General features: G+C 68.2%; 30 protein-coding genes. 18 read left to right on the plus strand and 12 right to left on the minus strand.

Annotated elements, in window-relative coordinates:
* From pstB to phoB, 3 genes are read left to right on the plus strand one after another with little or no spacing between them, the layout of a single operon-like run.
* On the plus strand, positions 1-870 hold the full coding sequence (gene pstB / locus AC3IS2_RS03300; protein ID WP_489199254.1) for a phosphate ABC transporter ATP-binding protein PstB: 870 nt from the start codon (positions 1-3) through the stop codon (positions 868-870).
* Positions 871-880: 10 nt separating this feature from the next.
* The gene (gene phoU, locus AC3IS2_RS03305; protein WP_489199255.1) at positions 881-1,630 is read left to right on the plus strand and encodes a phosphate signaling complex protein PhoU; all 750 of its coding nucleotides are present in this window, start codon (positions 881-883) and stop codon (positions 1,628-1,630) included.
* 43 nt (positions 1,631-1,673) lie between these two features.
* Positions 1,674-2,363: a phosphate regulon transcriptional regulator PhoB gene (phoB, locus tag AC3IS2_RS03310; RefSeq protein ID WP_105562885.1), complete on the plus strand. Its 690-nt coding sequence runs from the start codon at positions 1,674-1,676 to the stop codon at positions 2,361-2,363.
* A 189-nt stretch (positions 2,364-2,552) separates the two neighbouring features.
* On the opposite strand, the gene AC3IS2_RS03315 is transcribed toward phoB, so the two are convergent.
* The gene (locus AC3IS2_RS03315; protein WP_489199256.1) at positions 2,553-3,479 is read right to left on the minus strand and encodes an Hsp33 family molecular chaperone; all 927 of its coding nucleotides are present in this window, start codon (positions 3,477-3,479) and stop codon (positions 2,553-2,555) included.
* Between the two features lie 186 nt (positions 3,480-3,665).
* Here AC3IS2_RS03315 and AC3IS2_RS03320 point away from each other — a divergent pair, with 186 nt between their 5' ends.
* From AC3IS2_RS03320 to AC3IS2_RS03350, 7 genes are all read left to right on the plus strand, one after another.
* Positions 3,666-4,187 (plus strand): hypothetical protein, encoded by a 522-nt coding sequence (locus AC3IS2_RS03320; protein WP_489199257.1) that lies wholly within the window; start codon positions 3,666-3,668, stop codon positions 4,185-4,187.
* Positions 4,188-4,272: 85 nt separating this feature from the next.
* A complete protein-coding gene (gene serA, locus AC3IS2_RS03325; RefSeq protein ID WP_489199258.1) occupies positions 4,273-6,162 on the plus strand; it encodes a phosphoglycerate dehydrogenase in 1,890 nt (629 codons plus the stop codon).
* Between the two features lie 98 nt (positions 6,163-6,260).
* A complete protein-coding gene (locus AC3IS2_RS03330) occupies positions 6,261-8,063 on the plus strand; it encodes an autotransporter domain-containing protein (RefSeq protein ID WP_489199259.1) in 1,803 nt (600 codons plus the stop codon).
* Positions 8,064-8,316: 253 nt separating this feature from the next.
* Positions 8,317-8,943, plus strand: a complete 627-nt coding sequence (locus AC3IS2_RS03335; RefSeq protein ID WP_489199260.1) for a M23 family metallopeptidase — start codon at positions 8,317-8,319, stop codon at positions 8,941-8,943.
* A 98-nt stretch (positions 8,944-9,041) separates the two neighbouring features.
* A complete protein-coding gene (locus AC3IS2_RS03340) occupies positions 9,042-10,022 on the plus strand; it encodes an ABC transporter ATP-binding protein (RefSeq protein ID WP_489199261.1) in 981 nt (326 codons plus the stop codon).
* A complete protein-coding gene (locus AC3IS2_RS03345) occupies positions 10,019-11,467 on the plus strand; it encodes an ABC transporter permease (RefSeq protein WP_489199262.1) in 1,449 nt (482 codons plus the stop codon). The genes AC3IS2_RS03340 and AC3IS2_RS03345 overlap by 4 nt, the downstream gene beginning before the upstream one ends.
* A gap of 76 nt (positions 11,468-11,543) precedes the next feature.
* On the plus strand, positions 11,544-11,825 hold the full coding sequence (locus tag AC3IS2_RS03350) for a hypothetical protein (protein ID WP_489199263.1): 282 nt from the start codon (positions 11,544-11,546) through the stop codon (positions 11,823-11,825).
* A gap of 88 nt (positions 11,826-11,913) precedes the next feature.
* On the opposite strand, the gene rpsU is transcribed toward AC3IS2_RS03350, so the two are convergent.
* The gene (gene rpsU, locus AC3IS2_RS03355; RefSeq protein WP_105562988.1) at positions 11,914-12,156 is read right to left on the minus strand and encodes a 30S ribosomal protein S21; all 243 of its coding nucleotides are present in this window, start codon (positions 12,154-12,156) and stop codon (positions 11,914-11,916) included.
* A 190-nt stretch (positions 12,157-12,346) separates the two neighbouring features.
* Here rpsU and AC3IS2_RS03360 point away from each other — a divergent pair, with 190 nt between their 5' ends.
* Both AC3IS2_RS03360 and AC3IS2_RS03365 read left to right on the plus strand, forming a co-directional pair.
* A complete protein-coding gene (locus AC3IS2_RS03360) occupies positions 12,347-13,012 on the plus strand; it encodes a COQ9 family protein (RefSeq protein WP_489199264.1) in 666 nt (221 codons plus the stop codon).
* Positions 13,012-13,389, plus strand: a complete 378-nt coding sequence (locus AC3IS2_RS03365; RefSeq protein ID WP_489199265.1) for a hypothetical protein — start codon at positions 13,012-13,014, stop codon at positions 13,387-13,389. Before AC3IS2_RS03360 ends, AC3IS2_RS03365 begins: the two co-directional genes overlap by 1 nt.
* On the opposite strand, the gene AC3IS2_RS03370 is transcribed toward AC3IS2_RS03365, so the two are convergent.
* Both AC3IS2_RS03370 and purE read right to left on the minus strand, forming a co-directional pair.
* Positions 13,386-14,468 (minus strand): 5-(carboxyamino)imidazole ribonucleotide synthase, encoded by a 1,083-nt coding sequence (locus AC3IS2_RS03370; protein ID WP_489199266.1) that lies wholly within the window; start codon positions 14,466-14,468, stop codon positions 13,386-13,388. The genes AC3IS2_RS03365 and AC3IS2_RS03370 overlap by 4 nt on opposite strands.
* Positions 14,468-14,959, minus strand: coding sequence for a 5-(carboxyamino)imidazole ribonucleotide mutase (purE, locus tag AC3IS2_RS03375; protein ID WP_489199267.1), 492 nt, complete (start codon positions 14,957-14,959; stop codon positions 14,468-14,470). Before purE ends, AC3IS2_RS03370 begins: the two co-directional genes overlap by 1 nt.
* 137 nt (positions 14,960-15,096) lie before the next feature.
* Between purE and AC3IS2_RS03380 the strand changes: the two genes are divergently transcribed.
* Positions 15,097-15,663: a GGDEF domain-containing protein gene (locus AC3IS2_RS03380; RefSeq protein ID WP_489200088.1), complete on the plus strand. Its 567-nt coding sequence runs from the start codon at positions 15,097-15,099 to the stop codon at positions 15,661-15,663.
* Between the two features lie 19 nt (positions 15,664-15,682).
* Here AC3IS2_RS03380 and AC3IS2_RS03385 read toward each other — a convergent pair whose 3' ends face one another.
* The 4 genes from AC3IS2_RS03385 to AC3IS2_RS03400 form a co-directional block, all read right to left on the minus strand.
* Positions 15,683-16,372 (minus strand): class I SAM-dependent methyltransferase, encoded by a 690-nt coding sequence (locus AC3IS2_RS03385; protein ID WP_489199268.1) that lies wholly within the window; start codon positions 16,370-16,372, stop codon positions 15,683-15,685.
* Positions 16,373-16,436: 64 nt separating this feature from the next.
* Positions 16,437-16,661: a YdcH family protein gene (locus tag AC3IS2_RS03390; protein WP_489199269.1), complete on the minus strand. Its 225-nt coding sequence runs from the start codon at positions 16,659-16,661 to the stop codon at positions 16,437-16,439.
* Positions 16,662-16,700: 39 nt separating this feature from the next.
* A complete protein-coding gene (locus tag AC3IS2_RS03395) occupies positions 16,701-17,168 on the minus strand; it encodes a TIGR02444 family protein (RefSeq protein ID WP_489199270.1) in 468 nt (155 codons plus the stop codon).
* Positions 17,165-17,782 (minus strand): UbiX family flavin prenyltransferase, encoded by a 618-nt coding sequence (locus AC3IS2_RS03400; protein WP_489199271.1) that lies wholly within the window; start codon positions 17,780-17,782, stop codon positions 17,165-17,167. The genes AC3IS2_RS03395 and AC3IS2_RS03400 overlap by 4 nt, the downstream gene beginning before the upstream one ends.
* A 115-nt stretch (positions 17,783-17,897) precedes the next feature.
* Here AC3IS2_RS03400 and AC3IS2_RS03405 point away from each other — a divergent pair, with 115 nt between their 5' ends.
* Positions 17,898-18,071 carry a YdcH family protein gene (locus AC3IS2_RS03405; RefSeq protein WP_489199272.1) on the plus strand — a complete coding sequence of 58 codons (174 nt, stop codon included), beginning with the start codon at positions 17,898-17,900 and terminating at the stop codon, positions 18,069-18,071.
* A 69-nt stretch (positions 18,072-18,140) separates the two neighbouring features.
* On the opposite strand, the gene AC3IS2_RS03410 is transcribed toward AC3IS2_RS03405, so the two are convergent.
* Positions 18,141-18,806: a DUF1013 domain-containing protein gene (locus tag AC3IS2_RS03410; RefSeq protein ID WP_489199273.1), complete on the minus strand. Its 666-nt coding sequence runs from the start codon at positions 18,804-18,806 to the stop codon at positions 18,141-18,143.
* Positions 18,807-19,022: 216 nt separating this feature from the next.
* Here AC3IS2_RS03410 and AC3IS2_RS03415 point away from each other — a divergent pair, with 216 nt between their 5' ends.
* A complete protein-coding gene (locus AC3IS2_RS03415; RefSeq protein ID WP_489199274.1) occupies positions 19,023-19,655 on the plus strand; it encodes a beta/gamma crystallin-related protein in 633 nt (210 codons plus the stop codon).
* Between the two features lie 43 nt (positions 19,656-19,698).
* On the opposite strand, the gene AC3IS2_RS03420 is transcribed toward AC3IS2_RS03415, so the two are convergent.
* A complete protein-coding gene (locus tag AC3IS2_RS03420) occupies positions 19,699-20,670 on the minus strand; it encodes an NAD(P)H-quinone oxidoreductase (protein WP_489200090.1) in 972 nt (323 codons plus the stop codon).
* Between the two features lie 79 nt (positions 20,671-20,749).
* Here AC3IS2_RS03420 and AC3IS2_RS03425 point away from each other — a divergent pair, with 79 nt between their 5' ends.
* Both AC3IS2_RS03425 and rcdA read left to right on the plus strand, forming a co-directional pair.
* A complete protein-coding gene (locus tag AC3IS2_RS03425) occupies positions 20,750-20,953 on the plus strand; it encodes a DUF1192 domain-containing protein (RefSeq protein WP_489199275.1) in 204 nt (67 codons plus the stop codon).
* Between the two features lie 104 nt (positions 20,954-21,057).
* A complete protein-coding gene (rcdA, locus tag AC3IS2_RS03430; protein ID WP_489199276.1) occupies positions 21,058-21,585 on the plus strand; it encodes a protease adaptor protein RcdA in 528 nt (175 codons plus the stop codon).
* Between the two features lie 8 nt (positions 21,586-21,593).
* Here rcdA and AC3IS2_RS03435 read toward each other — a convergent pair whose 3' ends face one another.
* Together AC3IS2_RS03435 and rpmE are read right to left on the minus strand one after the other, a co-directional pair.
* On the minus strand, positions 21,594-23,150 hold the full coding sequence (locus AC3IS2_RS03435; protein WP_489199277.1) for a L,D-transpeptidase family protein: 1,557 nt from the start codon (positions 23,148-23,150) through the stop codon (positions 21,594-21,596).
* A 139-nt stretch (positions 23,151-23,289) separates the two neighbouring features.
* Entirely contained in the window at positions 23,290-23,514 is a 225-nt protein-coding gene (rpmE, locus tag AC3IS2_RS03440; protein ID WP_114818770.1) for a 50S ribosomal protein L31, read from the minus strand.
* A gap of 131 nt (positions 23,515-23,645) precedes the next feature.
* On the opposite strand from rpmE, the gene AC3IS2_RS03445 reads away from it, so the two are divergent.
* Complete coding sequence (locus AC3IS2_RS03445) at positions 23,646-25,505, plus strand: ABC transporter transmembrane domain-containing protein (RefSeq protein ID WP_489199278.1); 1,860 nt, start codon at positions 23,646-23,648, stop codon at positions 25,503-25,505.
* Positions 25,506-25,547 lie beyond the last annotated feature (42 nt).

The following is a 25,547-nucleotide window of genomic DNA, read 5'->3' on the forward strand; positions in this document are numbered from 1 at the left end:
ATGAAGTTCAATATTTTCCGCGCTCCCGATGGTCAGGCCGACGGCGGCGGCGCCGGAGGCGCCAGCCTGTCGACCGCCCCGATCGTCGGCGCCCACGCCTCGGCGCCCCTGGGTCCGATCAAGATCGCCGCGCGCGACGTCTCGGTCTTCTATGGGGACAAGCAGGCCCTGTTCGACGTCTCGCTGGACATCCCGGACAAGACCGTCACGGCCCTGATCGGCCCGTCGGGCTGCGGCAAGTCGACCTTCCTGCGGACCATGAACCGCATGAACGACACCATCCCGGGCTGCCGCGTCACCGGCGTGATCGAGATGGACGGCGGCGACATCAACGATCGCAAGATCGACCCCGTGCTGCTGCGCGCCCAGGTCGGCATGGTGTTCCAGAAGCCCAACCCCTTCCCCAAGACGATCTATGAGAACGTCGCCTATGGGCCGAAGATTCACGGCCTGGCCTCAAGCAAGGGCGAGTTGGACGACATCGTCCAGAAGGCGTTGAAGCGCGCCGGTCTGTGGGACGAAGTGGCCGACCGTCTGCACTCGCCGGGCACCGGCCTGTCGGGCGGCCAGCAGCAGCGTCTGGTCATCGCCCGCGCCATCGCGGTCGAACCCGAAGTCATCCTGATGGACGAGCCCTGCTCGGCGCTGGACCCGATCGCCACGGCCAAGATCGAGGAGCTGATCGACGAACTGCGCGAGCGCTACTGCATCGTCATCGTCACCCACTCGATGGCCCAGGCGGCCCGCGTCTCGCAACGCACGGCCTTCTTCCACATGGGCAAGCTGGTCGAGACCGGCGACACCGAAGAGATCTTCACCAATCCGCGCGAGCGCCGCACGCTCGACTACATCACCGGCCGCTTCGGCTAAGGGCGCGAGCATGAACCAGCATACGGTCAAGGCTTACGGCGACGAACTGAACCAGCTGACGGCCGAGGTCGTCCGCATGGGCGGTCTGGCCGAGGCGCAGGTCGCGGACGCCATCGAATCCGTCGCCCGCCGCGACGTGGCGCTGGCCAAGGCGGTGGTCGAACGCGACAATCGCCTCGACGCCCTGCATCGCGACATCGAGAAGAAGTCCATCCGCTTGATCGCCCTGCGTCAGCCGGTGGCCTCGGACCTGCGCCGCACCCTGGGGGCCATGAAGCTGGCTTCCGATCTGGAGCGCACCGGCGACCTGGCCAAGAACATCGCCAAGCGGGCGCTGATCCTGGCCGAGGGCGAGCCGATGCAGCCCCTGACCCGCTCCATCGAGCGGATGGGCCGGCTGGTCTCGACCCGCCTGCGCGACGTGCTGGACGCCTATACGGCGTCGGAGATCGAGCGCGCCCTGTCGGTGTGGAGCACCGACGACGAGGTGGACGAGCACTACAACGCCCTGTTCCGCGAGCTGCTGACCTACATGATGGGCGACCCGCGCACGATCACGGCCTGCACCCATCTGCTGTTCATGGCCAAGAACCTGGAGCGGATCGGCGACCATGCGACCAACATCGCCGAGACGGTCCACTACGAGATCACCGGCGAGGAAATGCTGGGCGAGCGGCCCAAGGCCGTGCCCGGCCCCGGCGAGGAGCCCTCGCCCACGCCGCACGTCGCGACCCCGCTGTCCGATCTGACGGACGACTGACTTCCACTACTGCTGACGACTTCGACCGACCGGAGAGCCTGACGTGCAACCCTATATTCTGGTGATGGAAGACGAGGACGCCCTGGCCACCCTGCTCCAGTACAATCTGGAGAAGGAAGGCTATGACGTCACCGTGGCGGCGGACGGGGAGGAGGGGCTGCTGCAGGTCGACGAGCGCCTGCCCGATCTGGTGCTGCTGGACTGGATGCTGCCCAAGCTGTCGGGCATCGAGGTCTGCCGCCGCCTGCGCGGCCGGGCCGAGACCCGCAACCTGCCGATCATCATGCTGACGGCGCGCGGCGAGGAAACCGACCGCGTGCGCGGCCTCGACACCGGCGCCGACGACTATATGACCAAGCCCTTCTCGATGACCGAGCTGACGGCCCGCATCCGCGCCGTTCTGCGCCGCATCCGTCCGGGCCTGGCCGACGACCGCATCAACCACGCCGACATCGTCATCGACCGCGTGGCCCACCGCGTCCGCCGCGCGGGCAAGGAGGTCCACCTCGGCCCGACCGAGTTCCGTCTGCTGGACCATCTGATGAAGCACCCGGGCCGGGTGTTCAGCCGCGAACAACTGCTGGACGCCGTCTGGGGCTCGGACGTCTATGTCGAGGCCCGCACCGTCGACGTCCACGTCGGCCGCCTGCGCAAGGCCCTGAACGTCGAAGGCACGGTCAACCCGATCCGCACCGTGCGCTCGGCGGGCTATTCGCTGGATCTGAACAGCTAGGCACGGGATGCTGGGCGCTACGCCTTTCCTCCCTACTTGTGGGGAGGGGGACCACGAAGTGGTGGAGGGGGCGGCGCGACGTTAGAAGTTTCAGGCGTCTGACCGGCCGGCGACGGCGCCGCCCCCTCCGTCTCGACCGCTGGCGCGGCCGATCCACCTCCCCATGGAATGGGGAGGAAAGACCTTGCCTCAGCTCGCGATCTCTTCTGGGTCGATCTCATAGACGGTCGAGCAGTACTCGCAGGTCGCGCGGATCTTGCCGTCGTCCTCGATCATTTCGGCGCGGTCTTCCTGCGGGAAGGACTGCATGACGGCGACGATCCGGTCCTTGGAGCAGCGGCAGACGGCGGCCAGGGTCTTGGCGCCTTCCAGCCGCACGCCGTCCTCGTGGAACAGGCGATACAGCAGGGTCTCGGCGCTGATGGTCGGGTCGATCAGTTCGTCGTCGCCCAGGGTGGCGAACAGGGCGCGACTGCGCTCCCACACATCCTCGGTCGAACCGCGAGCCTCGTCGCCGGCGATGACCTGGATCATGGCCCCGCCCGCGCGCCACGAGGTGCCGGCCTCGGTCGTCACCTGACCCACGGCCAGACGCACCTTGGTCGGCACCTGCTCCGACTGGGTGAAGTAGTGCTCGGCGCACAGCGACAGGCTTTCGCCGTCAATCGGGGTGATGCCCTGGGTGCGCTCAAAGTCCTCGCCCCGGTCGATGGTCATGATGAAGACGCCCTTGCCCAGCAGCGTCTGCGCGCCGGGACGGGCGAAGCCTTCCGACGCCTTGGCCACCTCTTCGGGGTCGAAGCGGCAGAAGCCGCGCAGCGTGCCTGCGGTGTCGTAGTCGGCCACGACATAGCGCACCGGCCCGTCGCCCTGGGCCTGAACAATCAGGCGACCCTCGAACTTCAGCGCCGAGCCGACGATGCCGGCCAGGACGCAGGCCTCGCCCAGCAGGGCGGCGACCGGCTCGGGGTAGTCATGGGCCGACAGGATCTTGTCCACCACCTCGCCCAGCCGCACCAGGCGGCCGCGCACCGGCCAGCCTTCGATCTGGAAGGCGGCGGCGAGGTCGTCGGCGGGGGCGGCGATGGGCTGTGCGGCGGGCGCGTGATCGGTCACGGCGAAGATCCTGAATAAGGCGAAACTGTCGGAAGCGGCGCAACATAGGGAGACGATCCCCGCTTGGTAAGGGGCGGCGGGAAGGCGCGTCATCCGCTTGCAGCTTGGCCGTTTACAGCGGAACCTCTTCCGGCGCGGTTCGCTCCTGTCCCTGACGACAGTAGTTTCGACAAGAAGAGGTTGCCGATGGTTCGACAGTTCAACGCCGTGGACGAGGTCCGCAAACACCCCGGCATCGCCGCCGGCGTCGTCGCCGTGCTGGCGGGGGTGGGAATCGCCGCCCTGCTGCTGAATCAGCGCTCCGGCCCGCGCGAGCGGGTCCATCCGCGCGGCTGGTTCGACGCCGAGGCCCTGCGCCACCGCTTTGACGACATCGCGCGCGGGGTGCGCCACGGCGCCGACGACCTGACCCACCGCGCCGCCGACTTGGGCGACTACGCCAGCGAGCGCGCGGGGCGCTTCGGTCAAGACGCCCGGGCGCGGGCCGAACACTGGCTGCACCGTTCGGGCAAGAAGTCGCGCAAGCCGCTGAAAGGCTACGCCAGACAGGCGCGCCGTTACGCCGAGGACGCCGGCGACTTCGCCCGCGACCACGCCAAGGAGGGCGGGGCCTTGCTGGCGGTCGCCACCATCGCGGCCGCCATCGGCGCCGCCGCGCTGGAAAGCCGACGCAAGGGCGAGGGGGCGCGCGGCTTCGGCAAATTCTGAGCTCTGCTGGAAAATTCATGCGGGAGGGGGCGCTCTGGCGCCCCTTTTCATTGCTGCAAGTGCGAAGGTGGGCTAGGTCCGGGGCATGACTTCGCCTGTCTTCATCTTCGACTTCGACTCCACCCTGGTGCGTATCGAGACGCTCGAAGCGCTCGCCGAAATCGCCCTGTCCGATGCGCCCGATGCGGCGGCCAGGAAGGCCGAGATCGCAGCCCTGACCGATCAGGCCATGTCGGGGCAGGTGGATTTCGGCACGGCCCTGCGCCGTCGCCTGGACCTGCTGTCCCTGACCCGAAGCCATGTCGAGGCCCTGAGCGACCGGATCCTGGACGAGGCCAGCGCCTCGGTGCGGCGCAACGTCGACTTCTTCGAACGCCACGCCGAGCGGGTCTATATCCTGTCGGGCGGCTTCCGCGAGATCATCGCGCCGCTGGCCGCGCGGCTGGGAATCGCCGCCGACCATCTGCTGTGCAACGACCTGATCTATGATGCCGAGGGCCGGGTCACGGGCGTGGACGAGGCCAACCCCCTGTCGCGCGACAACGGCAAGCCCGAGGTCATCAAGGCGCTGAACCTGACCGGACCCGTGGTCATGGTCGGCGACGGCTGGACCGACGCTGAGGTCAAGCTGGAGGGCGCGGCCGACCGCTTTTACGCCTTCACCGAGGTCGTCAGCCGCCAGAAGGTGATCGAGGTCGCCGACGCGACCGCCGCCTCGCTGGATGAGGTCCTGTTCGCCGAGGGCGTGTCGGGCCGCTGGTCCTATCCGCGCAACCGCATCCGCATGCTGCTGCTGGAGAACATCCACCCCGCCGCCGTCGAACGGCTGGAGGAGGCGGGCTATTCCGTCGAGACGATGAAGGGCGCGCTGGACGAGGACGACCTGATCGAGGCGATCAAGGGCGTGCACGTGCTTGGCATTCGCTCCAAGACCAATGTCAGCGCGCGGGTGCTGGAGCAGGCCGATCGCCTGCTGGCCATCGCCGCCTTCTGCATCGGCACCAACCAGATCGACCTGGAGGCCGCCGCCGAGCACGGCGTGGCCGTGTTCAACGCCCCCTATTCCAACACCCGCTCGGTGGTCGAACTGGCCATCGGCCTGACCATCGTCCTGATGCGCGACGTGGCCGACAAGTCGGCGGCCATGCACCGGGGCGAATGGAACAAGTCCGCCACCGGTTCGCGCGAGCTGCGCGGCAAGACCCTGGGCATCGTCGGCTACGGCGCCATCGGCTCGCAGCTGTCGGTCCTGGCCGAGGGGCTGGGGATGCGGGTCATCTTCCACGACCTGTCGGAACGTCTGGCCCTGGGCAACGCCCGGCGGATGCGCTCGCTGGACGCCCTGCTGGCCGAGGCCGACGTGGTCAGCCTGCACGTCGACGGGCGCAAGGACAACGCGGACGTCATCGGCGCGGCCCAACTGGCCAAGATGAAGCCGGGCGCCCTGTTTCTGAACCTGTCGCGCGGTCACGTCGTCGACGTCGACGCCCTGGCCGAGGCGCTGAAGTCGGGCCGGATCGCCGGGGCGGCGGTCGACGTCTTCCCCGAGGAGCCGCGCACCAACGCCGACCCGTTCGACAGCCCCTTGCGCGGATTGAAGAACGTCATCCTGTCGCCGCACATCGGCGGCTCGACCGAGGAGGCGCAGGAAGCCATCGCCGAGTTCGCGGCCGAGCGGCTGCTGGGCTATCTGAACCGGGGCGACACCACCTTCTGCGTCAACCTGCCGAACGTGCAGCTGGCCGAGGTGTCGCGCGCCCACCGTCTGCTGCACATCCACAGGAACCAGCCGGGCGTTCTGGCCGAACTGAACCGCGCCCTGTCGGCGGCGGGCCTCAACATCCTGGGCCAGCACCTGAAGACGGACGAGCGCACCGGCTACGTCATCACCGACGTGGACCGCGACTATGATCCCGAGGTGCTGAAGGCCTTGCGTGACCTGCCGGGCACAGTCCGGTTCCGCATGCTTCACTGATCGCTGTTCAGCTTCCCTAACGGCATCTTGCGCTTGCGGCAAAGCAGCGCAGACTGCCGGATAACGGCCGCATACTGACGGTCGAGGGAGGAATAACGATGTCTCGTCTTCTTCGCGGAGCGGCCCTGGCCGCCCTGACCCTGGCGGCCGTCTCGACGGCAAGCGCCGCCGGGGCGCAGAGCTACAATCGACTGGTCGTGTTCGGCGACAGCCTGTCCGACAACGGCAACCTCTATCTGGCGACCGGCAATACGACCCCGACCTCGCCGCCCTATTTCCAGGGGCGATTCTCCAACGGGCCGGTCTTCACCGAGCGGCTGGGCTTTACGGCCTCCAACTTCATGGGGCCGGTGACGGGCAGCATCAACTACGCCTTCGGCGGCGCGCGCACCGACAGCCAGGCCTCGCCGATGGGGATGCGGGTGCAACTGGCGCAGTATCAGTCGCGAGGCGGCGTGTTCGGGGCCAGGGACCTGGTCAGCATCCTGGGCGGGGCCAACAACATCTTCCAGGGCCTGCCGGCGGCGGGCGCCTCGACCAATCCGCAGGGCAGCATCGCGCCGGTCTCGCTGGCCGCTGCGGCGGACATCAACTTCATCGTCGGCAGCGTGGCCCAGGCGGGGGCGGGGACCATCCTCGTCACCAACCTGCCCAAGCTCAGCCTGACGCCGCAGTTTCGGACCTCGCCCGCGGCGCCCCTGGCCGACTATGCGGTGACGACCTTCAACGGCGCCCTGTTGACCGGGCTGAACGCCACGGCGGCGGCGCGGCCCGGCTCGAACATCATCATGATGGACCTGTTCAAGATCGGCGACGTCATCGCCGCCAATCCCAGCGCCTTCGGCGTGACCAATGTCACCCAGCCCTGCTTCAACGGCGTCACGGTCTGCGCCAACCCCAACGACTACTTCTACTTCGACGGGGTGCATCCGACGGCCAAGGGCCATGCCGTGATGGCGCGCCTGGCCAACGACTATCTCTACTATGGCGATCTGGGCTCGCAGACCGCCGTCCTGGGCGAGACGGCGTGGCGGCACCGCGAGGATGCGCTGGACGGTTCGACCGCCGGCCTGTCGGGGCGCGACGCCTGGACGGCGGGGACTGCGATCTCGGTCGCAGCGCTGGCGGATCGGACCAAGACCGACGCGCGCGGCGCGATCGGCGAGGCGACCTCGGACGGATACGGCGTGCGGATTGCGCTGGAGTCGGGCAATGAGACGATGAAGTTCGGCCTGGCCGGCAGCTATCGCAACGCCGACGTGGACGCGGGCGTCGTGAACGTCGATCTGGATAGCTTCGGCATCGATCTCTACGGCGGCTGGCGCTCGGGCGATCTGTTCGTCAACGCCGCTGTGGGCGCGGCCCAGGACGATTTCAACGACATCAGCCGCCTGACGTCGCTGGCCCCGGTGGTGCACACAGGTTCAACCCGTGGCGTCAGCACGGGCGCGCGCCTGCAGGGCGGGATGTGGTTCGACATGGGCGGCGTCGCCCTGTCGCCCCGCGCCGCCGTCGCCTGGATCAACAGCGACGTGGACGGCTTTACCGAGCAGGGACCGGCGGCCCAGTACGCCTATCAGGACCGTTCGGTGCAGGGCGCGACCGCCGAGATCGTCCTGAGGGCCGAAGGCGGGATCGACCGCTTCCACTTCTACGCCGAGGGCGGCTATCGCGACACGCTGAGCGACGACGGCGACGCGGTCCGCACCGGCATCTCCGGCAACCCGGCCCAGGTCCTGGCGCGCGACGTCGAAATGCCCTGGGGCGGGCAGTTCCTGGCCTCTGCGGGCATCGAGGGCACGGTGATGGACCGTCTCAAGGTCTCGATCGGCTACAAGGGCCGCTTCGGCGATCAGGCCGACAGCCACATGGGCGGGGTGCAACTGACCCTGCCGCTGTAAGGCGTCCGGCAAGACGGGGAGGGGCCGCGCGGCGCACGTCGCGCGGCCTCTTTCGTTCGGGTCGAGGCGTTCGGTTCCCTCGGTGCGACGCCTTGTCGCCCCTCGTGCGCCCCATTCGCGTCCCGGTGTGATGGCAAAAGACGGTCACACACGGCCGTCGGCGACTGAGTTTCTCGCCACCCGCGCTGCCTATTCCGCGTGAACACGACGGCCCCCTCCCGCTCATCGAGCGAGACCGGAGCCTTTGTATAGTATGCGTATTTTTCCCCCGGCCGTGAGGCCGTTCGTCATTCGTTTCGGCCAGACCGGCGTCGTCGCCGTCACCGCAGTCCTGGCCATGGCCGGCGCGCCCCTGGGCGCCGCCGGTCCGGCGCCCGACAAGATCGAAGACCTGTCCGCGCCCGCTGCGCCGCCGGTCAAGGCTGTCGCCAAGCCCGCCGGTCCCGTCACCCGCAAGGTCATGTTCGAGGCCCCGGTGAAGGGCTATCGCATCAACTCGGCCTTTGGTCTGCGCAAGCTGGCCATCGAGGCCAAGGCGCGCGCGCACAAGGGTGTCGACATCGCCGCGCCCAAGGGCGTCAGCGTCTATACGACCGCCGAGGGACGGGTGATCCGCGCCGGCTTCCAGGCCGGCGGCTACGGCAACTTCATCGAGGTGAAGCACCCCAACGGCCTGAGCAGCGTCTATGGCCACCTCAGCCGCATCGACGTGCACTCGGGTCAGGAAGTCGCGTCGGGCCAGCGCATCGGCCTGGTCGGCTCGACCGGCTATTCGACCGGCCCGCACCTGCATTTCGAGGTGCGCCGCAACGGCGCCCAGGTGAACCCGACCAAGGTTCTCGGCCAGAGCTTTGACGTGAAGGTCCGGGCTCCGGCGTGACCGCGCGTCGAACATGACCAATTCGTAATGTAAAATACCCTTTCCATCAACCGTCCCCCGCCGCTAGGATTCTCATCCGACGCTTGTAGGGGGACGGCATGGACGCAGCGCTGACGCTGGACGGAATCAGCAAGAAGTATGGGGGCTTTCAGGCGGTTTCCGACCTGAGCTTCCAGGTCGGGAAGGGCACGATCTGCGGCTTCCTCGGCCCCAATGGCGCGGGCAAGACCTCGACGCTGCGGATGATCCTGGGTCTGCAGTCGGCGACCTCGGGCCGGATCGAGATCCTGGGCGCCGACGACGGGCGCAAGGTGCGCGACCGGATCGGCTTCCTTCCGGAAGAACGCGGCCTCTACAAGAAGATGACGCCCGTGGACGCCATCGCCTTCTTCGGCGGGCTGAAGGGCCTGCCCGCGCCCGAAGGGCGCAAGCGCGCCCGCGAGATGCTGGAGCAGATGGGCTTGGGCGACGCCCAGAAGAAGAAGATGAAGGAGCTGTCCAAGGGGATGGCCCAGAAGGTCCAGTTGATCGCCTCGGTCGTGCACCGGCCCGAGTTCGTGATCCTGGACGAGCCCTTCTCGGGCCTCGACCCGATGAACCAGCAGGGACTGGAGGCCATGATCCGGGCGCTGGCCGCCGACGGCGCGACCGTCCTGTTCTCGACCCACGTCATGCAGCACGCCGAGCGGCTGTGCGACAAGGTGGTGCTGCTGGCGCGCGGCAAGAAGGCGTTCGAGGGCACGGTGGATCAGGCGCGCGCGACCTCGCCGCGCTTCCTGGAATTGGAGGGGGCGCTGGACCACGCCGCCGTGTCGGCCCTGCCGGGCGTCTCTAGCGTCGAGGTGCTGAACGACCACGACGGCGCGCGCACGCTCCGCGCCGGACTGGCGCAGGGCGCGGGCGGGCAGGAGGCGCTGAAGTCGGCCTTCCTGACCGGGCTGGACGTGCGGCGCTTCCAGATCAAGGAGCCGACCCTGCACGACGCCTTCATCGCCCTGACCGGCGACCATCCCGACGAAGACCAGAGCGTCGCCCGCGATGGCGCCCGTGATGCTCTCAAGGCGGAGGCCGCCCGATGAACCGCACCCTTCTGATCGCGCGCCGCGAGTTCATGGCCTATGCCAAGACCGTAGGCTTCTGGCTGTCGCTGCTGGCCTTCCCCCTGTTCGGAGTGCTGGGCGGGGCCATTCCCCTGCTGATGAAAAACGCCGAACCCGTGCGGCAGGTGGCCCTGGTGGACGAGGCCCCGGCCGGGTCGGGCGTGGCCGCCGCCGTGCGGCAGGCCCTGGAGAATGAACAGGCCAAGGGCGACATCAGCGCCCTGCGCATGGCCGCCATCCCGGAAGCGGGCGTGGCCGGAGGCAACCGGGTGCGACAGGTCGCCGAGAGCGAAGGCTTCGAGGCCGGCATCGCCGCGCTGAAGCGCGAGGCGCCCCGCGCCGGCGCCGCCTTCGAGACGCCGAAGCGCAGCATGACCCTGGTCGCGCCGCCGGCCGAGATCATGGCCGCAGCGCCGGGCGAGGCGCGCGACGCCCTGGCCCGGCGCTTTGTCAGCGATGAAGCGCCCGAGGGTGGCCAGAAGCTGAGCGCCGTCGTCTTCCTGACCGAGGCGAACGGCCAGCCCGCCGCCCGCGTCTGGACCGCCCGCGCCACCGACGACGCGGTCGAGGACGCTGTCCGCGATGCGCTGAAGGACGCCAACCGCCATCGGGTCTTCGCCGCCAGCGGCATCGACCCGGCGGTGGTGGCCCAGACGGACCGCTTCCGGCCCGATCTGTCCGTCTTCTCGCCCAAGGCGGCGTCGGGCGGCGAGGTCTCGTTCCGCGACAAGCTGCCGACCGTGGTCGGGCTGGCGGTCGGTTTCATCCTGTGGTCGCTGATCATCACCGGCGCCTCCATCCTGCTGAACAGCGTGATGGAGGAGAAGTCGAACAAGATCCTGGAGGTCCTGCTGTCCTCGGCCTCGGCGACCGAGATCCTGACCGGCAAGGTGCTGGGCGTGGCCCTGCTGACCCTGACGGTGCTGGTCGCCTGGGGCGGTCTGGGCGGCGGAGCCCTGTTCGCCGCGGCGCCCGACATGGCGCGCGACATCGGCTCGGTGCTGATGAGCAACGGCCTGCTGATCTACTTCCTGCTGTTCATGGTCGGCGGCTATCTGATGTACGCGGTCCTGTTCGCGGCCATCGGCGCCTTCTGCGAGACCCCGCGCGACGCCCAGACCCTGATGGGGCCGATCATGATGGTGCTGTTCGTGCCGCTGCTGGTCATGCAGATGGCCATCCGCACGCCGGACGCGACGGTGGTCAAGGTGATGAGCTTGATCCCGCCCTTCACCCCCTTCGTCATGGCCGCGCGCGCGCCCAGCGAGCCGCCGTTGATCGAGATCATCGGCGCCTTGATCGGCATGTTCCTGTTCGCCGCCCTGATGGTCTGGGTCGCGGGGCGGGCGTTCCGCGCCGGCGCCCTGTCGGACGTGAAGCTGAACTGGAAGAGCTTTCTCGGCGCGGTGCGCGGGGCAGGGTGAGCTGCGGGGCGGCGGGCGTGAACCTCGCGCCTCGTCGCCCGTTCATCCAGCGGCGTTTCACATCGTGAGGTGAGCCATGACTGATTTTGCAAAAGCGGCCGCGCACTGGCGGCCGGCGCTGTGGGGGCTGATCGCGGTGCTGCTGCTGTCGCCGCTAGTCGCCATGCAGTTCACGCGGGAGGTGGCGTGGGATGCCGCCGACTTCGCCTTCGCCGGGGCCCTGCTGATCGGGGCGGGGCTGCTGTTCGAACTGGCGGTGAGGGCGACGCGGAGCCTGACGTGGCGGCTGGTGATCGGCGCCGGCCTGGCCCTGGCCGTGCTGCTGATCTGGGCCGACGCCGCCGTCGGCGTCTTCTAGGCCTCTCGTCCGACCTGTCAGCCAAAGAAAAGGCCCGCTCCGGTTTCCCGGGGCGGGCCTTGATCTTTCAGCCGAGGCTGGGGCCGTATTAACGGCCGCCCGGCGTACGGGGCTTCGGAGCCGGCAGCAGGCCCTCGCGCTGGGCGCGCTTGCGAGCCAGCTTGCGGGCGCGACGGACAGCTTCAGCCTTTTGACGGGCGCGCTTTTCCGACGGCTTTTCGAAGTGCACGTGGCGCTTCATTTCACGGAAGCTGCCTTCGCGTTGCATCTTCTTCTTCAGGGCCTTGAGCGCCTGATCGACGTTGTTGTCGCGGACGAAAATCTGAACCAGGGTTATCTCTCCTTTGGCCGCCCGCCGCGTCCTTTCGAAGGGAGACGGGCAGACAAAATAAAAACCTCTCCCGAAAGACAGGGCTCTCGGATGAAGGCGCGCTGATACACGACGCACGGGGGCCTGTCCAGATCGACACAGGCAATCGTGATGGGTCGAAAAGCCCGGAGGACAGGACTATTCTGGGGATATGACCGACACCGCCGACGCCGCCCCCAAACTCGACTGGGCCTCTCGCATGGAGCAGGCCGTCCTGGACGCCGCCATAGAGCGCGCGCCTGTGCTGGGCTGGAACAGCCGTCTGGTCCGCGCGGCCTGTGAGGCCAACGGCCTGTCGCTGGGGGACGAGGAGCTGCTGCTGCCGAACGGCGCGCGCGACCTGGCCGTGCTGCTGTCGCGGCGTCACGATTCGCGGGCCCTGAAGGCGTTGGAGGCCACGCCGCCGGAGACGATGAAGATTCGCGAACGAATCGCCGCCGCTGTCTCGGCGCGGATGGAGGCGGGGGCGCAGGACGTGGAGGCGGCCAAGCGCTGCGCCGGCTTCCTCAGTCTGCCGACTAACATCGACCTGGGCTTCAAACTGGCCTGGGAGAGCGCCGACCACCTGTGGCGCTGGGCCGGGGACACGGCGACGGACCAGAACCACTATTCCAAGCGCGCCATCCTGGGCGGCATCCTGATCCCCGCCCTGACCATGCGCTGGTTCGACGGCAAGGAGGCTGCTGAGGCCTTCGTCGCCCGCCGCATCGAGAACGTCATGGCCTTCGAGAAGTGGAAGGCGGGCAAGGATTTCGACGCCCCGCTGAAGGCGGTCACGGATGCGCTGGGGCGGTTGCGCTATGGGGCGAAGGATTGATGGACGCGCAGGAGCCACCATCCAACTGGGTTCCTGCTCCTGAGGTTTGCGTAAGTCTCGCCTTCGAAGGGCGCATCCTGAAGCAAATTCCATTGCCGTTGCCGGAGTCTGATCCGGACGTCATCGTTATTCGCTGGCCCTGGCGTGTCGACCTGAGTGTCCGGCGTGTGTTGCTCGGTCAATTCGAAGGGCGCAGGATTCAAGTTCAAGGTATCCAGCACGCCGAGATCAGGCACGATTACGGGCGCACCTTTCTCCTTGGAGATACGGGTAACGGGTATCGACTGATCACAATCTCTCCGCAGCGCCTCAGCACCCGCGAAGAGCTACTCGAAGCTGCCAAGGAGGTAGGCGCGGACCTCTGCGAAGGTGCTTAAAGCCTGTCTAGCACCCGGTTCACGTGCGCCATCTTCCGTCCGGCGCGGGCCTGGTGCTTGCCGTAGAGATGAAGGCGGGCGTTCGGCTCGGCGGCAAGCGCCCGCCACTGATCGACCTCGTCGCCCAGCAGATTGGTCATCTCGATGCGGGCGTGGGCCTCGGTCGGGCCGAGGGGCCAGCCGGCGATGGCGCGAATATGCTGCTCGAACTGGTCGCAGACGCAGCCGTCCTGGGTCCAGTGGCCGGTGTTGTGGACGCGCGGGGCGATCTCGTTCACCAGCAGCACGCCTTCACCCATGTCGAACAGCTCGATGCCCATGACCCCGACATAGTCGAGGCCGTCGAGGACGGCGGCGGCGATCTCATGGGCGCGGCCTTGCGTTTTCGCATCGACGGCGGCGGGGGCCAGGGTGGTCTTCAGCACGCCGTTGGCGTGGATGTTCTCGCCCAGAGGATAGACGGCGACGGCGCCGTCGTGGCCGCGTGCGGCGATCACCGACAGTTCACGGTTGAAGACGGCGGCGGCCTCCAGAACGGCGGGGCGTCGGCCGATGGCGTCGAAGGCGGCTTCGGCGTCGGCCGCGTCGCGGATCCAGACCTGACCCTTGCCGTCATAGCCTTCGCGGCGGGTCTTCAGCACGGCGGGCAGGCCGAGGCGGTCGATGGCGGCGGTCAGGTCGTCCAGCGTCGTGACGGGTGCGAAGTCGGCGGTCACGGCGCCGACGGCGTTCAGATAGGTCTTCTCGTCCACCCGGTCCTGAGCGACCGCCAAAGCCGTCGGTCCCGGCGCGACCAGGGCGCCGGCCTCGGCCAGGGTCTCGACCGACGAGGCCGGGACGTTCTCGAACTCGAAGGTGACGACGTCGCACAGACGGCCCAGGGCCTGAAGCGCGTCGGGATCGTCATAGGGGGCGGTGATCTGGGCGCGCGAGACGCGGGCGGCCGGGCAGTCCGGCTGGGGATCGAGGATCACCACGTCGAAGCCAAGGCGCGAGGCGGCCTGGCTCAGCATCCGGCCCAACTGGCCCCCGCCGAGAATGCCGAGGGTCGATCCGGGGCTCAGGGGCAGCTGGGGCATTAGTCCTCGACGGTTTCGGCGACGGATAGGGTCTGGGCGGCGCGGAAGGCGCTGAGGCGTTCGGCAAGGGCCGGGTCCGACAGGGCCAAGATCTGCGCGGCCAGGATGCCGGCGTTGGCGGCGCCCGCCTCGCCGATGGCCAGGGTGGCGACGGGCACGCCGCCAGGCATCTGGACGATGGAGAGCAGGCTATCCATGCCCTTCAGCGCCTTGGACTGGACCGGCACGCCCAGCACGGGCAGGTCGGTCATCGAGGCGGCCATGCCGGGCAGGTGGGCCGCGCCGCCGGCGCCGGCGATGATGACCTTGTGGCCCACCGCTTTTGCATTGGTGGCGAAGTCATAGAGGCGCTGGGGCGTGCGGTGGGCGCTGACGACCTTGGCTTCCCAGGCGACGCCCAGTTGGTCCAGGCGGTCGGCGGCCAGCTTCATGGTCGGCCAGTCGGAACGGCTGCCCATGATGATGGCGACAGGTGGCGTCGAGGCGGTCATGCGCGAAGGCTCCCCACACGGAAAGCGGCCCGTTACAGCACGCGCGTTGCGCCCGCAACCAAGGTCGCTAGAATCCCTATCGTCGCGAGGGCCTGAGTCGCCCGCGATTCGCGATATCGGAGCCTGACTTGACCGACGTGGCCGAACCGACTGCAGAGACCGATCTGCACGCCGAGATCGAACGGCTGCGCGCCGAAGTCGCCGCCCTGACCGCTCGCGCCGAGGCGGCCGAGGCCCTGGCTGACCATGACGTGCTGACGCGGGCGCTGAACCGGCGCGGCTTCATGACGGTGCTGAACCGCAGCATGGCCTTCTGCCGCCGTCACGAGGTTCAGGCGGTGCTGCTCTATCTCGATCTGGACGGCTTCAAGGGCGTCAACGACCGGCTGGGCCACGCCGCCGGGGACGCCGCCCTGATGCGGGTCGCCGACCTGCTGCTGGAGAACGTGCGCGAATCCGACGCCGTCGGGCGGCTGGGCGGCGACGAGTTCGCGCTTCTGCTGCTGCACGCCGGGGTCGAGGAAGGGCGCGACAAGGCGCGGCGTCTGGCGGAAACGCTCGAAGCCGACGGCTTCCAGTGGCAGGGCGAGCGCGCCGCCCTGGGCGGCTCGTTCGGGGTGCGGCCCTATGCGGGGCAGACCGACCCCGAGGTTTGGTTGTCCGAAGCCGACGCCGCCATGTGGCTGAGGAAGAAGGCCCGCTAGAGCGCGCCGGCAGAGCAGATCAGGCCGGAGATCCGCCGAAGCCCTGCTGCATGTGCTCGACCAGCGTGTCGCGCTCCCAGATGATCATATAGTGGTCGGAGTAGAGGGGCGGCGGCATCAGGAAGGGTGCGGCGAACACGTCGAGATAGCGGGAGGCGTGCGGCGTCGAAGGGTCCAGCTCGACGTTCTCGAAGCCGGTATTGTTCGTCACCATCACATAGCGCGCATTGGACGCGACCATGTTGGACAATGCCGCCCAGACGTCCTTGTGCGACAGGTGGTTGAGCATGTCCTTTGAGAAGACCAGATCCGACTGGCGAGGAATTTCCTTGGTGATGTCCAGCGTATCGAACTGACGCGTCGGGTGACGGCGCTGGTTTTCCCGGATCAGCGGCGCGACCACATCGTAGCCGATGTAGTCAATATCGGGGTGCTCATCGAGAAGGATGGGCATCCAGTTGAAGTCCCCGCAGGGAACATCGGAAATTGAACGCACGCCATAGTCGCGGATCATCCGACGGAGCAGATCAAGCGCGTGCGTGACCTGACCGGAGCCGCGTTCCGAGCCCAGCCCGGAAGCGGATTCCTCGGAGCCCCACAACCGGCTTTCATAGACATCGGTGAAGCGTGCTTCGAGAGAGTGCGCCGGCTCATCGACCTTTGCCGGTGTCGCGGCGCCGCTCTGCAGCCATTTCTTCAAGATGAACATGGTCGACTTCCTGGGGTGGGGCGGCGCTGCAATGATGGTGAAGCCGACCGTGTGCGCCCGTTGATCAGGCGATGATGTCGGGCAGGATGCGATCTTCGATCTTTACGATGTCGTCGCGCAGGGCCAGCTTCTTGCGCTTGAGGCGCGCGATCAGCAGCTGATCGGGGATCGGCATACGCCCAAGGGCGTCGATCGAGGCGTCGAGGTCTGCGTGTTCCTGCTGAAGCGCCTTCAACTCGGCCCGCAGCAGCTTGTCCTCGTCGGACAGGAAAGGTTGATCGTCGTTCATGGCTCGCCCCGGAAGCCCCTTCTTATAGCCGACCGACCGTCAGGCGGGAAGGCGATCCGCGAGCGTCGTCAGCGCCGGACGCGGCACGATCCGGGTCCACAACCGCGCGGTTTCGGCCAGACCGTCGATGGCGCGGCGCGGGGCGCCCGACGGGGCGGGAGCCAGGCTTTCAAGCTCCAGCATCAGGCGGCGTTCGGCGTCCAGCTCCAGCGCCTTGACCTGCTGGCGCAGGGCCTCGCGGTGGTCGTCCTCGACGTCGGGGATGGGCGCCTTCAGCGTGCGGCGGACGGCGCGGAGTTGAGCGATGATCACGGTGTCATAGGCGCGAGCCGTATCGCAGGCGGCTTCCAGGGTTTCCTCGTCCGGGCGGCGGCCGGTGACGGCGACCCAGGCGGCCCACAAGAGCAGGGGCGCGTTCTGCTCGTTGTGGTCCTGCAGGCTCAGGCAGGCCTCGGCCACGCCAGGCGCCTCATAGGCCGCGACGGCCCAGGTCCACAGGTCGCTCACGCCTGGGTTCCGGCGTTCAGGCCTTCCCAGCGGCGCACGGCCGACCAATCCAGGCCGAACAGGTCCAGCGCCCGGCCGACCGACTGATCGACCATGTCGGCGATGGAGGCGGGCCTGGCGTAGAAGGCGGGCAGGGGCGGGGCGATGGTCGCGCCCATCTCGGCCAGCGCCGTCATGGTGCGCAGGTGGCCCAGGTGCAGCGGCGTCTCGCGCACCATCAGCACCAGCGGGCGGCGCTCCTTCAGCACCACGTCGGCGGCGCGCGTGAGCAGGGTCGAGGTCACGCCGGTGGCGATCTCGCTCATGGTTCGGACCGAGCAGGGGGCCACGATCATGCCGAGCGTGCGGAACGAGCCAGAGGCGATGGCGGCGCCGACGTCGCCCAGCTTGTAGGTCACGTCGGCCTTCGCAAGCAGCTCCTCGGGGCTCAGATCCGTCTCCTGCGACAATGTGAGCAGGGCGGCCTTTGTCACCACCAGATGGCTCTCGACGCCCAGTTCGCGCAGGGCGTCCAGCACCCGCGCGCCATAGACAGCGCCGGAAGCGCCAGAGATTCCAACGACCAATCGCGGGGGCGTCGGGTTCCGTATGGTCGAGTTCACATCATCGGCCATTTTGACTTCCAGTCTGTCCGTGTCCGGAGCGGCGCAGGGTCACTGGAATGTGATTCCACAGCCCGCCGAACCGGGCGTTCTGTGTAGTGGTCCCTTAGACATGGAGGCGCAAGCCATGACCATCGAGGCTCGTATTCGCGAACTGGGAAATCGGCACCGTTCGCTGGATGAGACGATCCAGCAGGAGACCCGCCGCCCCACCGCGGACCCGACACACCTCAGGGAACTCAAGCAGCGAAAGCTCAAACTGAAAGAAGAGATCACTAGTCTGGAGGCCAGGACCCAGTAGGCCTCCCAGAATTGAGAACGGCCCCGAAGAGCGAACTCCGGGGCCGTTTCCATATTGAGATCAGAACGATCAGTCGTTCTTGCCGAAGACCGACTCGGCGGTCGGTTCGGCGCCGGGGCGCACGCGCTCTTCCGGGACGAACTCGGGCTCTTCCGGCTCGGCTTCGATGGCTTGCAGCACGCCGCCGCCCGACTTGGCGTCGTCCTTGGCCTTCTTGTCGGCGGCCTTCTTGACGATTTCATCCAGCTGCAGCTGACCGACCAGGCCCAGGGTCACGGGATCGACCGGCTTGATGTTGGCCGAGTTCCAGTGGGTGCGGTTGCGCACGGTCTCGATGGTGGACTTGGTCGTGCCCAGGAGCTTGGCGATCTGGGCGTCGGTCACTTCCGGGTGGTTGCGCACGAACCAGGCGATGGCGTCCGGGCGGTCCTGACGACGCGACACGGGGGTGTATTTCGGGCCGGTCTTGGACGGCTTCAGCAGTTCGGCGTGGCGGCTGACCACGGCCTTCATGCGATAGTCGGGGTTGTCCTGAGCCTTTTCCAGCTCTTCGCGGGTCAGCTGGCCGCCCGTGACCGGGTCGACGCCGCGGATGTCGCGGGCCACGTCGCCGTCGGCGATGCCGCGCACTTCCAGCGGGTGCAGGCCGCAGAAGTCGGCGATCTGCTCGAAGGAGAGCGAGGTGTTGTCCACCAGCCAGACCGCGGTGGCCTTGGGCATCAGGATGTCGGTCATGGGGCGTGCGTCCCGGCGTTTGCGGCTCGAAAATCGAGCGTTTGAATCGACGGCGCCCGACCTTTCGGCCGGGCGCGAGAGCTTCTGTATAGGTGATTTTCCGGCAAATGAAAACGTCGTCTGACCTTGCCATACAGCCAAGGTTCATCCGAGATGTTGAACTGTGTGGCTTAGGGCGCGTTGTGCGCCGTGGGATTCAGCGGAGGAGACCGTCCCATGAGAAGGTTCTTGATTGCGGCCGCAGGTGTGGTTGCGGCGACCGGCGGCCTGTCCGCCGTCAACGTCACGTCGGCTGAAGCCCAGGCGCAGGCGCGCGGCGCTCCGCGCGGCAGCTATGCGCAGAGCTGCACCGGCTCCTACGTCAACCAGGGCCGGCTGTATGCCGATTGTCGCGACCGGCGCGGCCAGATGCGGGAGACGTCGATCGAGCTGGCGCGCTGCTCCAGCAGCGACATCGGCAACGATAACGGTCTGCTGGTCTGCTACAATCACCGCGGCGACTATGAGGACAACGGTCGGCCGGGCGGCGGCGATGGCGGCGGCTGGCCGGGCGGACCGGGCGGCGGCGGCGGCGGCTGGAACGAGCGTTCGATCACCGTCTATCGCGACGCCAACTTCCGGGGGCAGTCGATGACTTTCCGCGAAGACGTCTCGAATCTGCGCAACAGCGGCCTGAACGACGCGATCAGCTCGATGCGACTGGGCCGCGGCAGCTGGGAAGTCTGCGAGGACGCCTACTATCGCGGTCGTTGCCAGATCATCGACGGCGACGTGCGCGATCTGGGCCGCACCGGCATGAACGACCGGATTTCGTCGCTCCGCCCCGCCCGTCGCGGCGGCAACTGGTAAGCGTATGAAACGGGAGGCTTCGGCCTCCCGTTTTTTTCGGCGCTCAGAGCGTCAGGACGATCTTGCCGACATGGTCGCCGTCCTCCAGCCGCTGATGTGCGGCGGCGGCCTGGTCCAGGGGAAAGGTCGCCTCGACCCGCGCTCGCACGGCGCCGACGGCGACCCAGGGCCAGACGGTCTGTTCCACAGCGGCGGCCAGACGCGCCTTTTCGTCGCCTGAGCGGCTGCGCAGGGTGGAGCCGCTCAGCACGATCCGTTTCAGCATGACCCGCATCAGGTCGATCTGCGCCAGGGCGCCGGTCAATGTGGCGATGACCACCCAGCGGCCGCCGGGCTTCAGCGCATTCAGGTTCAGTTCGGCGTAGGCCGCGCCCACCATGTCCAGCACCACGTCGGCGCCGCCCGCGGCCTTGATCGCGTCCAGCAGGTCGCCGTTCGTGGCGTCCAGGCTGACATCGGCGCCCAGGGCGAGCGCCGCCTCGGTCTTGGCCGCGCCGCGCGAAGTGGCGATGACGCGCGCGCCCGCCGCCTTGGCCATCTGGATGGCCATGACGCCGATGCCGCTGGTGGCGCCGTGGATCAGCAGGGTCTCGCCCGCCTTCAGCCCGCCGCCCTCGAAGACGTTGGCGAAGACGGTGAAGGCGGTCTCGGGCAGGGCCGCGGCCTGAACAAAGGCCAGATCGCCCGGGACGGGCAGGGCGTGGCGCGCATCGACCACGGCGTAGTCCGCATATCCGCCACCGCCCAGCAGGGCGCAGACCCGGTCGCCGACGGCCCATCGCGTGACGCCTTCGCCCGTCGCGTCGACCTCGCCGGCGACCTCCAGCCCCAGAATGTCCGAGGCGCCGGGCGGGGCGGGATAGCGGCCTTCGCGCTGAACGATGTCGGGCCGGTTGACCCCGGCGGCCCGCACGCGGATGCGGATTTCGCCCGGGCCGGGCGTCGGCATGGGGCGTTCTGCGAGCCGCAGGGCTTCGGCGGGACCCTTGCCCCCCTCGATCTCGATGACCCGCATAGTGTCTCCGCCGCTTGCAATCGTCGTCATTGGGGCGTTTTCATACGGGTTCGTGTGGTTTCTGGCCACGGAGGCGGTGATGACGTTCGAAGATCTGGAGCCCAGGCCCCAACGCGGCGAGGCCCTGGCGGCGCTAGGACGCGAGGACCTGGACCTCTACGCCGTGGACGAACTGCACGAGCGTATCGCCGCGCTCGAAGTTGAAATCACGCGCGCCAAGGCAGCCATCGAAGGCAAGTCCTCCAAGCGCAGCGCCGCCGACGCCCTGTTCAATTTCCGCTGACAAGCCTCTCCCGCGTTTTCGTAATCCGTGGCATGACGATTGCAGTTCCGGTCCGTGCGGCGTCCTTCCGACCCGCGAGTTCTGACGGACGCGCGTGACATTTCATGGGTAGCACCGAGTTGACAGCCATCGACCTTGATGTGGCCGGATCGCGTTCGCGCAGCGCCGAGGTGCTGGACTTCGCGCGTTCGGAACTGTTCGACCGCACCTTCCGCGAAGGCATGGAACTGGTCGAGGAGACCGCCGCCTACCTGGACGGCGACGGGCGTCAGGATTCGCGTCTGCTGTCGCGCGCGGCGGCCCTGGCCTATGCCGGCGAGAGCATGAAGCTGACCACGCGGTTGATGCAGATCGCATCCTGGCTGTTGGTGCAGCGCGCCGTGCGCGAGGACGACATGAGCGCCGCCGCCGCCTGCGAACCGCGCTATCGGCTGGCCGACCGCAAGGTCGAGAGCGAGCCGAGCCACCGCGATCTGCCCATCGCCCTGATCGAATACGCCGTCCGCGCCGAGAAACTGTACGACCGCGTCCTGCATCTGGACCGGCGGATGTATCTGGGCGGGGACGAGGATCAGCCCGTCAATCCGGTCCAGAATCAGCTGGACCGGCTGAAGGCGGCCTTCGGGGGCTAACCCCGAACCTACGGCCCGACGTCGTTGGCGTCGCTGGGGCCGTCGGCGATGACGCGCGGCAGGTTGACCGCAATGCCCAACGCCTGAGCCAGCTTGGCGTCCCGCTGATAGACGTCCTCGCGGAAGGCCACGCGCCCCTGACCGTCCACAAAGGCCGTCCAGTAGAGCAGGCGCACGGCGATCTCGCGCCCGGTGGTCACGCGCTTGGTCTCGCGGCTGTCCTGAGCGGCGTCGAACTCGGCCAGCTTGGTCGGGTCGGGCTGCAGCAGCAGGCGAGCGAACTCGACCGCATTCTGCACCCGCACGCAGCCGTGGCTGCGCTGGCGCACCGACAGGTTGAAGGCGGCCTTGCCCGGCGTGTCGTGCAGGAAGATGGCGTAGCTGTCGCGCAGCTCGAACTTCACATAGCCCAGCGACGACTGCGGTCCGGCGCGCTGCACCACCCAGCCGTCGGCGTTGATGTACATGTCGTGGGCGGCCAGATAGCCGGGACCCTTGGGCAGGATCTCGCGACGGGCGATGCCCATGGGCACAGTCCAGGGCGGATTGGCCACGACCGAAGCGAAGGGTTTTTCCAGGCTGGGGGTCTGGTTCTCGGCCGAGCCGACGACGACGCGGTTGGAGTGAACCGGCTTGCCGTCCTTCCAGTAGACCATGATGGCGGCGGCGGTGTTGACCTCGATCCGCTCGGGATTCAACTCGCGCTTCAGCCAGCGGCGGCGTTCCAGGTTGAGGGCGATCTGGCGAGCGCGGTCCTCGGCCGATGCACCGAGCGAGCGTTGGGTGCCGGGGCCGACGCGGCCGTCCGAGCCCAGGCCGTGGCGGGTCTGGAAGCTGCGCACCGCCTGCTGCAACTCCGATCCGTAAACCAGATTGCCCTTCAGGCGATCGCCGGCCGCGGCGCTGAGGTCGCCCTCGGCGACCAGGCGAGCGATCAGGGCGGGGATGCGGTTGTCGCTGCTTCCCGGCTCGATCGTGCCGCCCTGGCGGAAGGCGGGCCATCCGCCGGCGCGGGTGATGCGGCGATAGCGGGCGTAGCCAGCCGACAGGTTGGTGTAGCCGATGTCGGTCGGGGCCAGGTTGTCGAACCACAGGCTCAGTTGGTTGGCGCTGATCGCCTGGGTCAGGCCGCGCGGGATGTCGACGCTGTTCTTCTGCATCTCCCACAGGTCCTCGACCGTCTCGGGACGGACGCGGCCCTCGGCCAGGACGCGGGCGTAGGTGACGGCGGCGGCGGTGGTGCGGATCTCGGCCGAGCCGGGATCGGCGGCCAGGCCGACGAAGTCGAAGAAGTCCCCGGCGGGCAAGGCGTGGCGCTCGGCCCCGGCGGCGACTTCATTGAGGATGCGCAGGCGGTCGGCGGTCCAGATCGGCTTGCCGCCGGTCAGCTGATAGACGGCGCGGACGTCGGCCTGCACGGCTTCGGGCAGACGACTGGCCTGGGCGTCGAACCCGGCGATGAACACCTGGGGATCGACCGGACGGTTCTGCGCCAGTGCGGCCGAGGCCGCGCCAAGGGTCAGAGTCGTCGTCGCGACGCCAAAGCCCAATTCCCGTCGGTTCATATGCAAAAGCTCTTAAGTGCGCCCCGAAGGATCGAACGCGGCCATGTTATCGACGTTCCGGGCAAACAAAAAGCGCCGGCCCCTCGGACCGGCGCTTCTGTGGCGACTTTGTCGCAGCCCCAGAGAGGGACTGTGCGGCTTACTTCTTGATGAAGCCGCCGAACTTGTTGTTGAAGCGCGACACGCGGCCGCCGCGGTCCAGCATCTGGGCGTTGCCGCCGGTCCAGGCGGGGTGCGTCGACGGGTCAATGTCGAGGGCCAGCGAGGCGCCTTCTTTGCCGTAGGTCGAACGGGTCTGGAAGGTGCTGCCGTCAGTCATCACAACCGTGATGAAGTGGTAGTCGGGGTGCGTGTCCGCTTTCATCGATCTGATCCGTCTCTGCGCGGCGACGATGCCGACCGTCAATGCGCGTAAATAGAGAAACCCGCCGAGGCTGCGGCGGGAATGAGGGGCGGCGTTTACACCGGGGGGCGTTCCGGGGCAAGAGCGCGGGTATGACCCAAGTTTCCTCGCCCTCCGCCTCGCAAGAGGCCAGCTCAGCGGCTCGGGGCCGTCCCGGCGCCGGCGCCCTGCTGGCCGAACAGATGGACGAGGCTGGCGGCAAGCGCGCCAAGACCCGCAACATCAAGCCCCTGGGGCGTTTGCTGCCTTTCATGATGCGGCACAGGCTGAACGCGGGGATCGCCGGCCTGTGGCTGATCATGTCCACGGTGGCGTCGCTGGGGCTGACGGCGACGGCGCGCGGGGCCATCGACAACGGCTTCGACAACGGCGGCCGCGACATCGACGCCTGGTTCCTGATTCTGGGCGCCAACGCCCTGATTCTGGGACTGGCGACGGCTTTCCGCTATTTCTACGTGACCAAGACGGGCGAGCGGGTCATCGCCGACCTGAGGACCGCCCTGTTCAAGCGCATCCTGACGCTGGACCCGGTCTTCTTCGCCCATATGCGGACGGGCGAGGTGCTGTCGCGCCTGACCACGGACATCCAGCTGGTCGACACCCTGCTGACCACCTCGGTCAGCTATGCGCTGCGCAACTTCTTCACCCTGATCGGCGGGGTGATTCTGCTGTTCTTCGTCAGCCCCAAGCTGACCGGCTTCGTGCTGCTGATCGTGCCGATCCTGATCGTGCCGCTGTTCGTCTTCGGGCGGCAGGTGCGCAAGCTGACGGTCAAGTCGCAGGACACCTTCGCCAATGCCGTCGGTTTCGCCGGCGAGAGCGTGGACGCCATTGAGACGGTCCAGGCCTTCGGACGTGAAAAGAGCGCCATCGGCCGCTTCGGCGCGGCGGTGGAGGAGGCCTTCGGCGTCTCCCTGATCCGCATGCGGGCGCGGGCGGTCATGACGGCCCTGATCATCGTCGTCATGTTCGGCGGCGTGACCCTGGTGCTGTGGCTGGGGGCGCAGGACGTGATCGCCGGGACCATGACGCCGGGCGCCCTGCTGCAGTTCGTCCTGTTGTCGGTCTTCGCCGCCGGGGCTGTCGGCGCCCTGGGCGAAAGCTGGGGCGACGTGCAGAAGGCCGCGGGGGCCATGGAGCGGATCGACGAACTGATGCGGGCCGTGCCCGCCATCGCCCCGCCTGCGCATCCGGTCGCCCTGCCGCAGCCGCCGCTGGGCGAGGTGTCGATGTCGGCCGTGGATTTCGCCTATCCGGGCCGTCCCGACCTGCCGGCGCTGAAGGGCTTCAGCCTGACCGTGCGTCCGGGCGAGACCGTGGCCTTGGTCGGGCCGTCGGGGGCGGGCAAGTCGACCGTGTTCCGCCTGTTGCTGCGGTTCTATGATCCGCAGTCGGGCCTGGTGTCGGTGGACGGGGTGGACGTGCGCGCGGCCGATCCGGTCGAGGTGCGCAGCCGCTTCGCCTGGGTGTCGCAAGAGGCGCCCCTGTTCTCGGGCTCGGCGCTGGAGAACATCCGCTTCGGCCGCGAGGCCGCGACCCTGGCCGAGGCCCGCGCCGTGTCCGACGAGGCCCAGGCGCTCGGCTTCATCGAGGCCCTGCCGCAGGGCTTCGACACGCCCTTGGGCGAGCGCGGCAAGAGCCTGTCGGGCGGTCAGCGCCAGCGCCTGGCCATCGCCCGCGCCCTGGTCCGCGAAGCCCCCATCCTGCTGCTGGACGAGGCCACCAGCGCCCTGGACGCCGAGAACGAGCGTCTGGTGCAGGCGGCGCTGGATCAGGCGATGGAGGCGCGCACCACCCTGGTCATCGCCCACCGTCTGGCGACCGTGCTGCGGGCCGACCGCATCGTCGTCATGGACGGCGGCAAGGTGGTCGAGGAAGGCACCCACGCCGAGCTGACGGCGCGCGGCGGGCTCTATGCGCGTCTGGCGGCCCTGCAGTTCCAGGGGACCTGATTTTCGTCATCCCGGAAGCGGCGCAGCCGCTATCCGGGACCG

This window comes from Brevundimonas sp. KH_025, from assembly GCF_057839885.1.

Bases quoted from the DNA above. Each gene is read 5' to 3' on its own strand.
- pstB (WP_489199254.1), top strand. From the start codon at position 1: ATGAAGTTCAATATTTTCCGCGCTCCCGATGGTCAGGCCGACGGCGGC.
- phoU (WP_489199255.1), top strand. From the start codon at position 881: ATGAACCAGCATACGGTCAAGGCTTACGGCGACGAACTGAACCAGCTG.
- AC3IS2_RS03320 (WP_489199257.1), top strand. From the start codon at position 3,666: ATGGTTCGACAGTTCAACGCCGTGGACGAGGTCCGCAAACACCCCGGC.
- serA (WP_489199258.1), top strand. From the start codon at position 4,273: ATGACTTCGCCTGTCTTCATCTTCGACTTCGACTCCACCCTGGTGCGT.
- AC3IS2_RS03330 (WP_489199259.1), top strand. From the start codon at position 6,261: ATGTCTCGTCTTCTTCGCGGAGCGGCCCTGGCCGCCCTGACCCTGGCG.
- AC3IS2_RS03335 (WP_489199260.1), top strand. From the start codon at position 8,317: ATGCGTATTTTTCCCCCGGCCGTGAGGCCGTTCGTCATTCGTTTCGGC.
- AC3IS2_RS03340 (WP_489199261.1), top strand. From the start codon at position 9,042: ATGGACGCAGCGCTGACGCTGGACGGAATCAGCAAGAAGTATGGGGGC.
- AC3IS2_RS03345 (WP_489199262.1), top strand. From the start codon at position 10,019: ATGAACCGCACCCTTCTGATCGCGCGCCGCGAGTTCATGGCCTATGCC.
- AC3IS2_RS03350 (WP_489199263.1), top strand. From the start codon at position 11,544: ATGACTGATTTTGCAAAAGCGGCCGCGCACTGGCGGCCGGCGCTGTGG.
- AC3IS2_RS03360 (WP_489199264.1), top strand. From the start codon at position 12,347: ATGACCGACACCGCCGACGCCGCCCCCAAACTCGACTGGGCCTCTCGC.
- AC3IS2_RS03365 (WP_489199265.1), top strand. From the start codon at position 13,012: ATGGACGCGCAGGAGCCACCATCCAACTGGGTTCCTGCTCCTGAGGTT.
- AC3IS2_RS03370 (WP_489199266.1), bottom strand. From the start codon at position 14,468: ATGCCCCAGCTGCCCCTGAGCCCCGGATCGACCCTCGGCATTCTCGGC.
- purE (WP_489199267.1), bottom strand. From the start codon at position 14,959: ATGACCGCCTCGACGCCACCTGTCGCCATCATCATGGGCAGCCGTTCC.
- AC3IS2_RS03385 (WP_489199268.1), bottom strand. From the start codon at position 16,372: ATGTTCATCTTGAAGAAATGGCTGCAGAGCGGCGCCGCGACACCGGCA.
- AC3IS2_RS03390 (WP_489199269.1), bottom strand. From the start codon at position 16,661: ATGAACGACGATCAACCTTTCCTGTCCGACGAGGACAAGCTGCTGCGG.
- AC3IS2_RS03400 (WP_489199271.1), bottom strand. From the start codon at position 17,782: ATGGCCGATGATGTGAACTCGACCATACGGAACCCGACGCCCCCGCGA.
- AC3IS2_RS03405 (WP_489199272.1), top strand. From the start codon at position 17,898: ATGACCATCGAGGCTCGTATTCGCGAACTGGGAAATCGGCACCGTTCG.
- AC3IS2_RS03410 (WP_489199273.1), bottom strand. From the start codon at position 18,806: ATGACCGACATCCTGATGCCCAAGGCCACCGCGGTCTGGCTGGTGGAC.
- AC3IS2_RS03415 (WP_489199274.1), top strand. From the start codon at position 19,023: ATGAGAAGGTTCTTGATTGCGGCCGCAGGTGTGGTTGCGGCGACCGGC.
- AC3IS2_RS03420 (WP_489200090.1), bottom strand. From the start codon at position 20,670: ATGCGGGTCATCGAGATCGAGGGGGGCAAGGGTCCCGCCGAAGCCCTG.
- AC3IS2_RS03425 (WP_489199275.1), top strand. From the start codon at position 20,750: ATGACGTTCGAAGATCTGGAGCCCAGGCCCCAACGCGGCGAGGCCCTG.
- rcdA (WP_489199276.1), top strand. From the start codon at position 21,058: ATGGGTAGCACCGAGTTGACAGCCATCGACCTTGATGTGGCCGGATCG.
- AC3IS2_RS03435 (WP_489199277.1), bottom strand. From the start codon at position 23,150: ATGAACCGACGGGAATTGGGCTTTGGCGTCGCGACGACGACTCTGACC.
- rpmE (WP_114818770.1), bottom strand. From the start codon at position 23,514: ATGAAAGCGGACACGCACCCCGACTACCACTTCATCACGGTTGTGATG.
- AC3IS2_RS03445 (WP_489199278.1), top strand. From the start codon at position 23,646: ATGACCCAAGTTTCCTCGCCCTCCGCCTCGCAAGAGGCCAGCTCAGCG.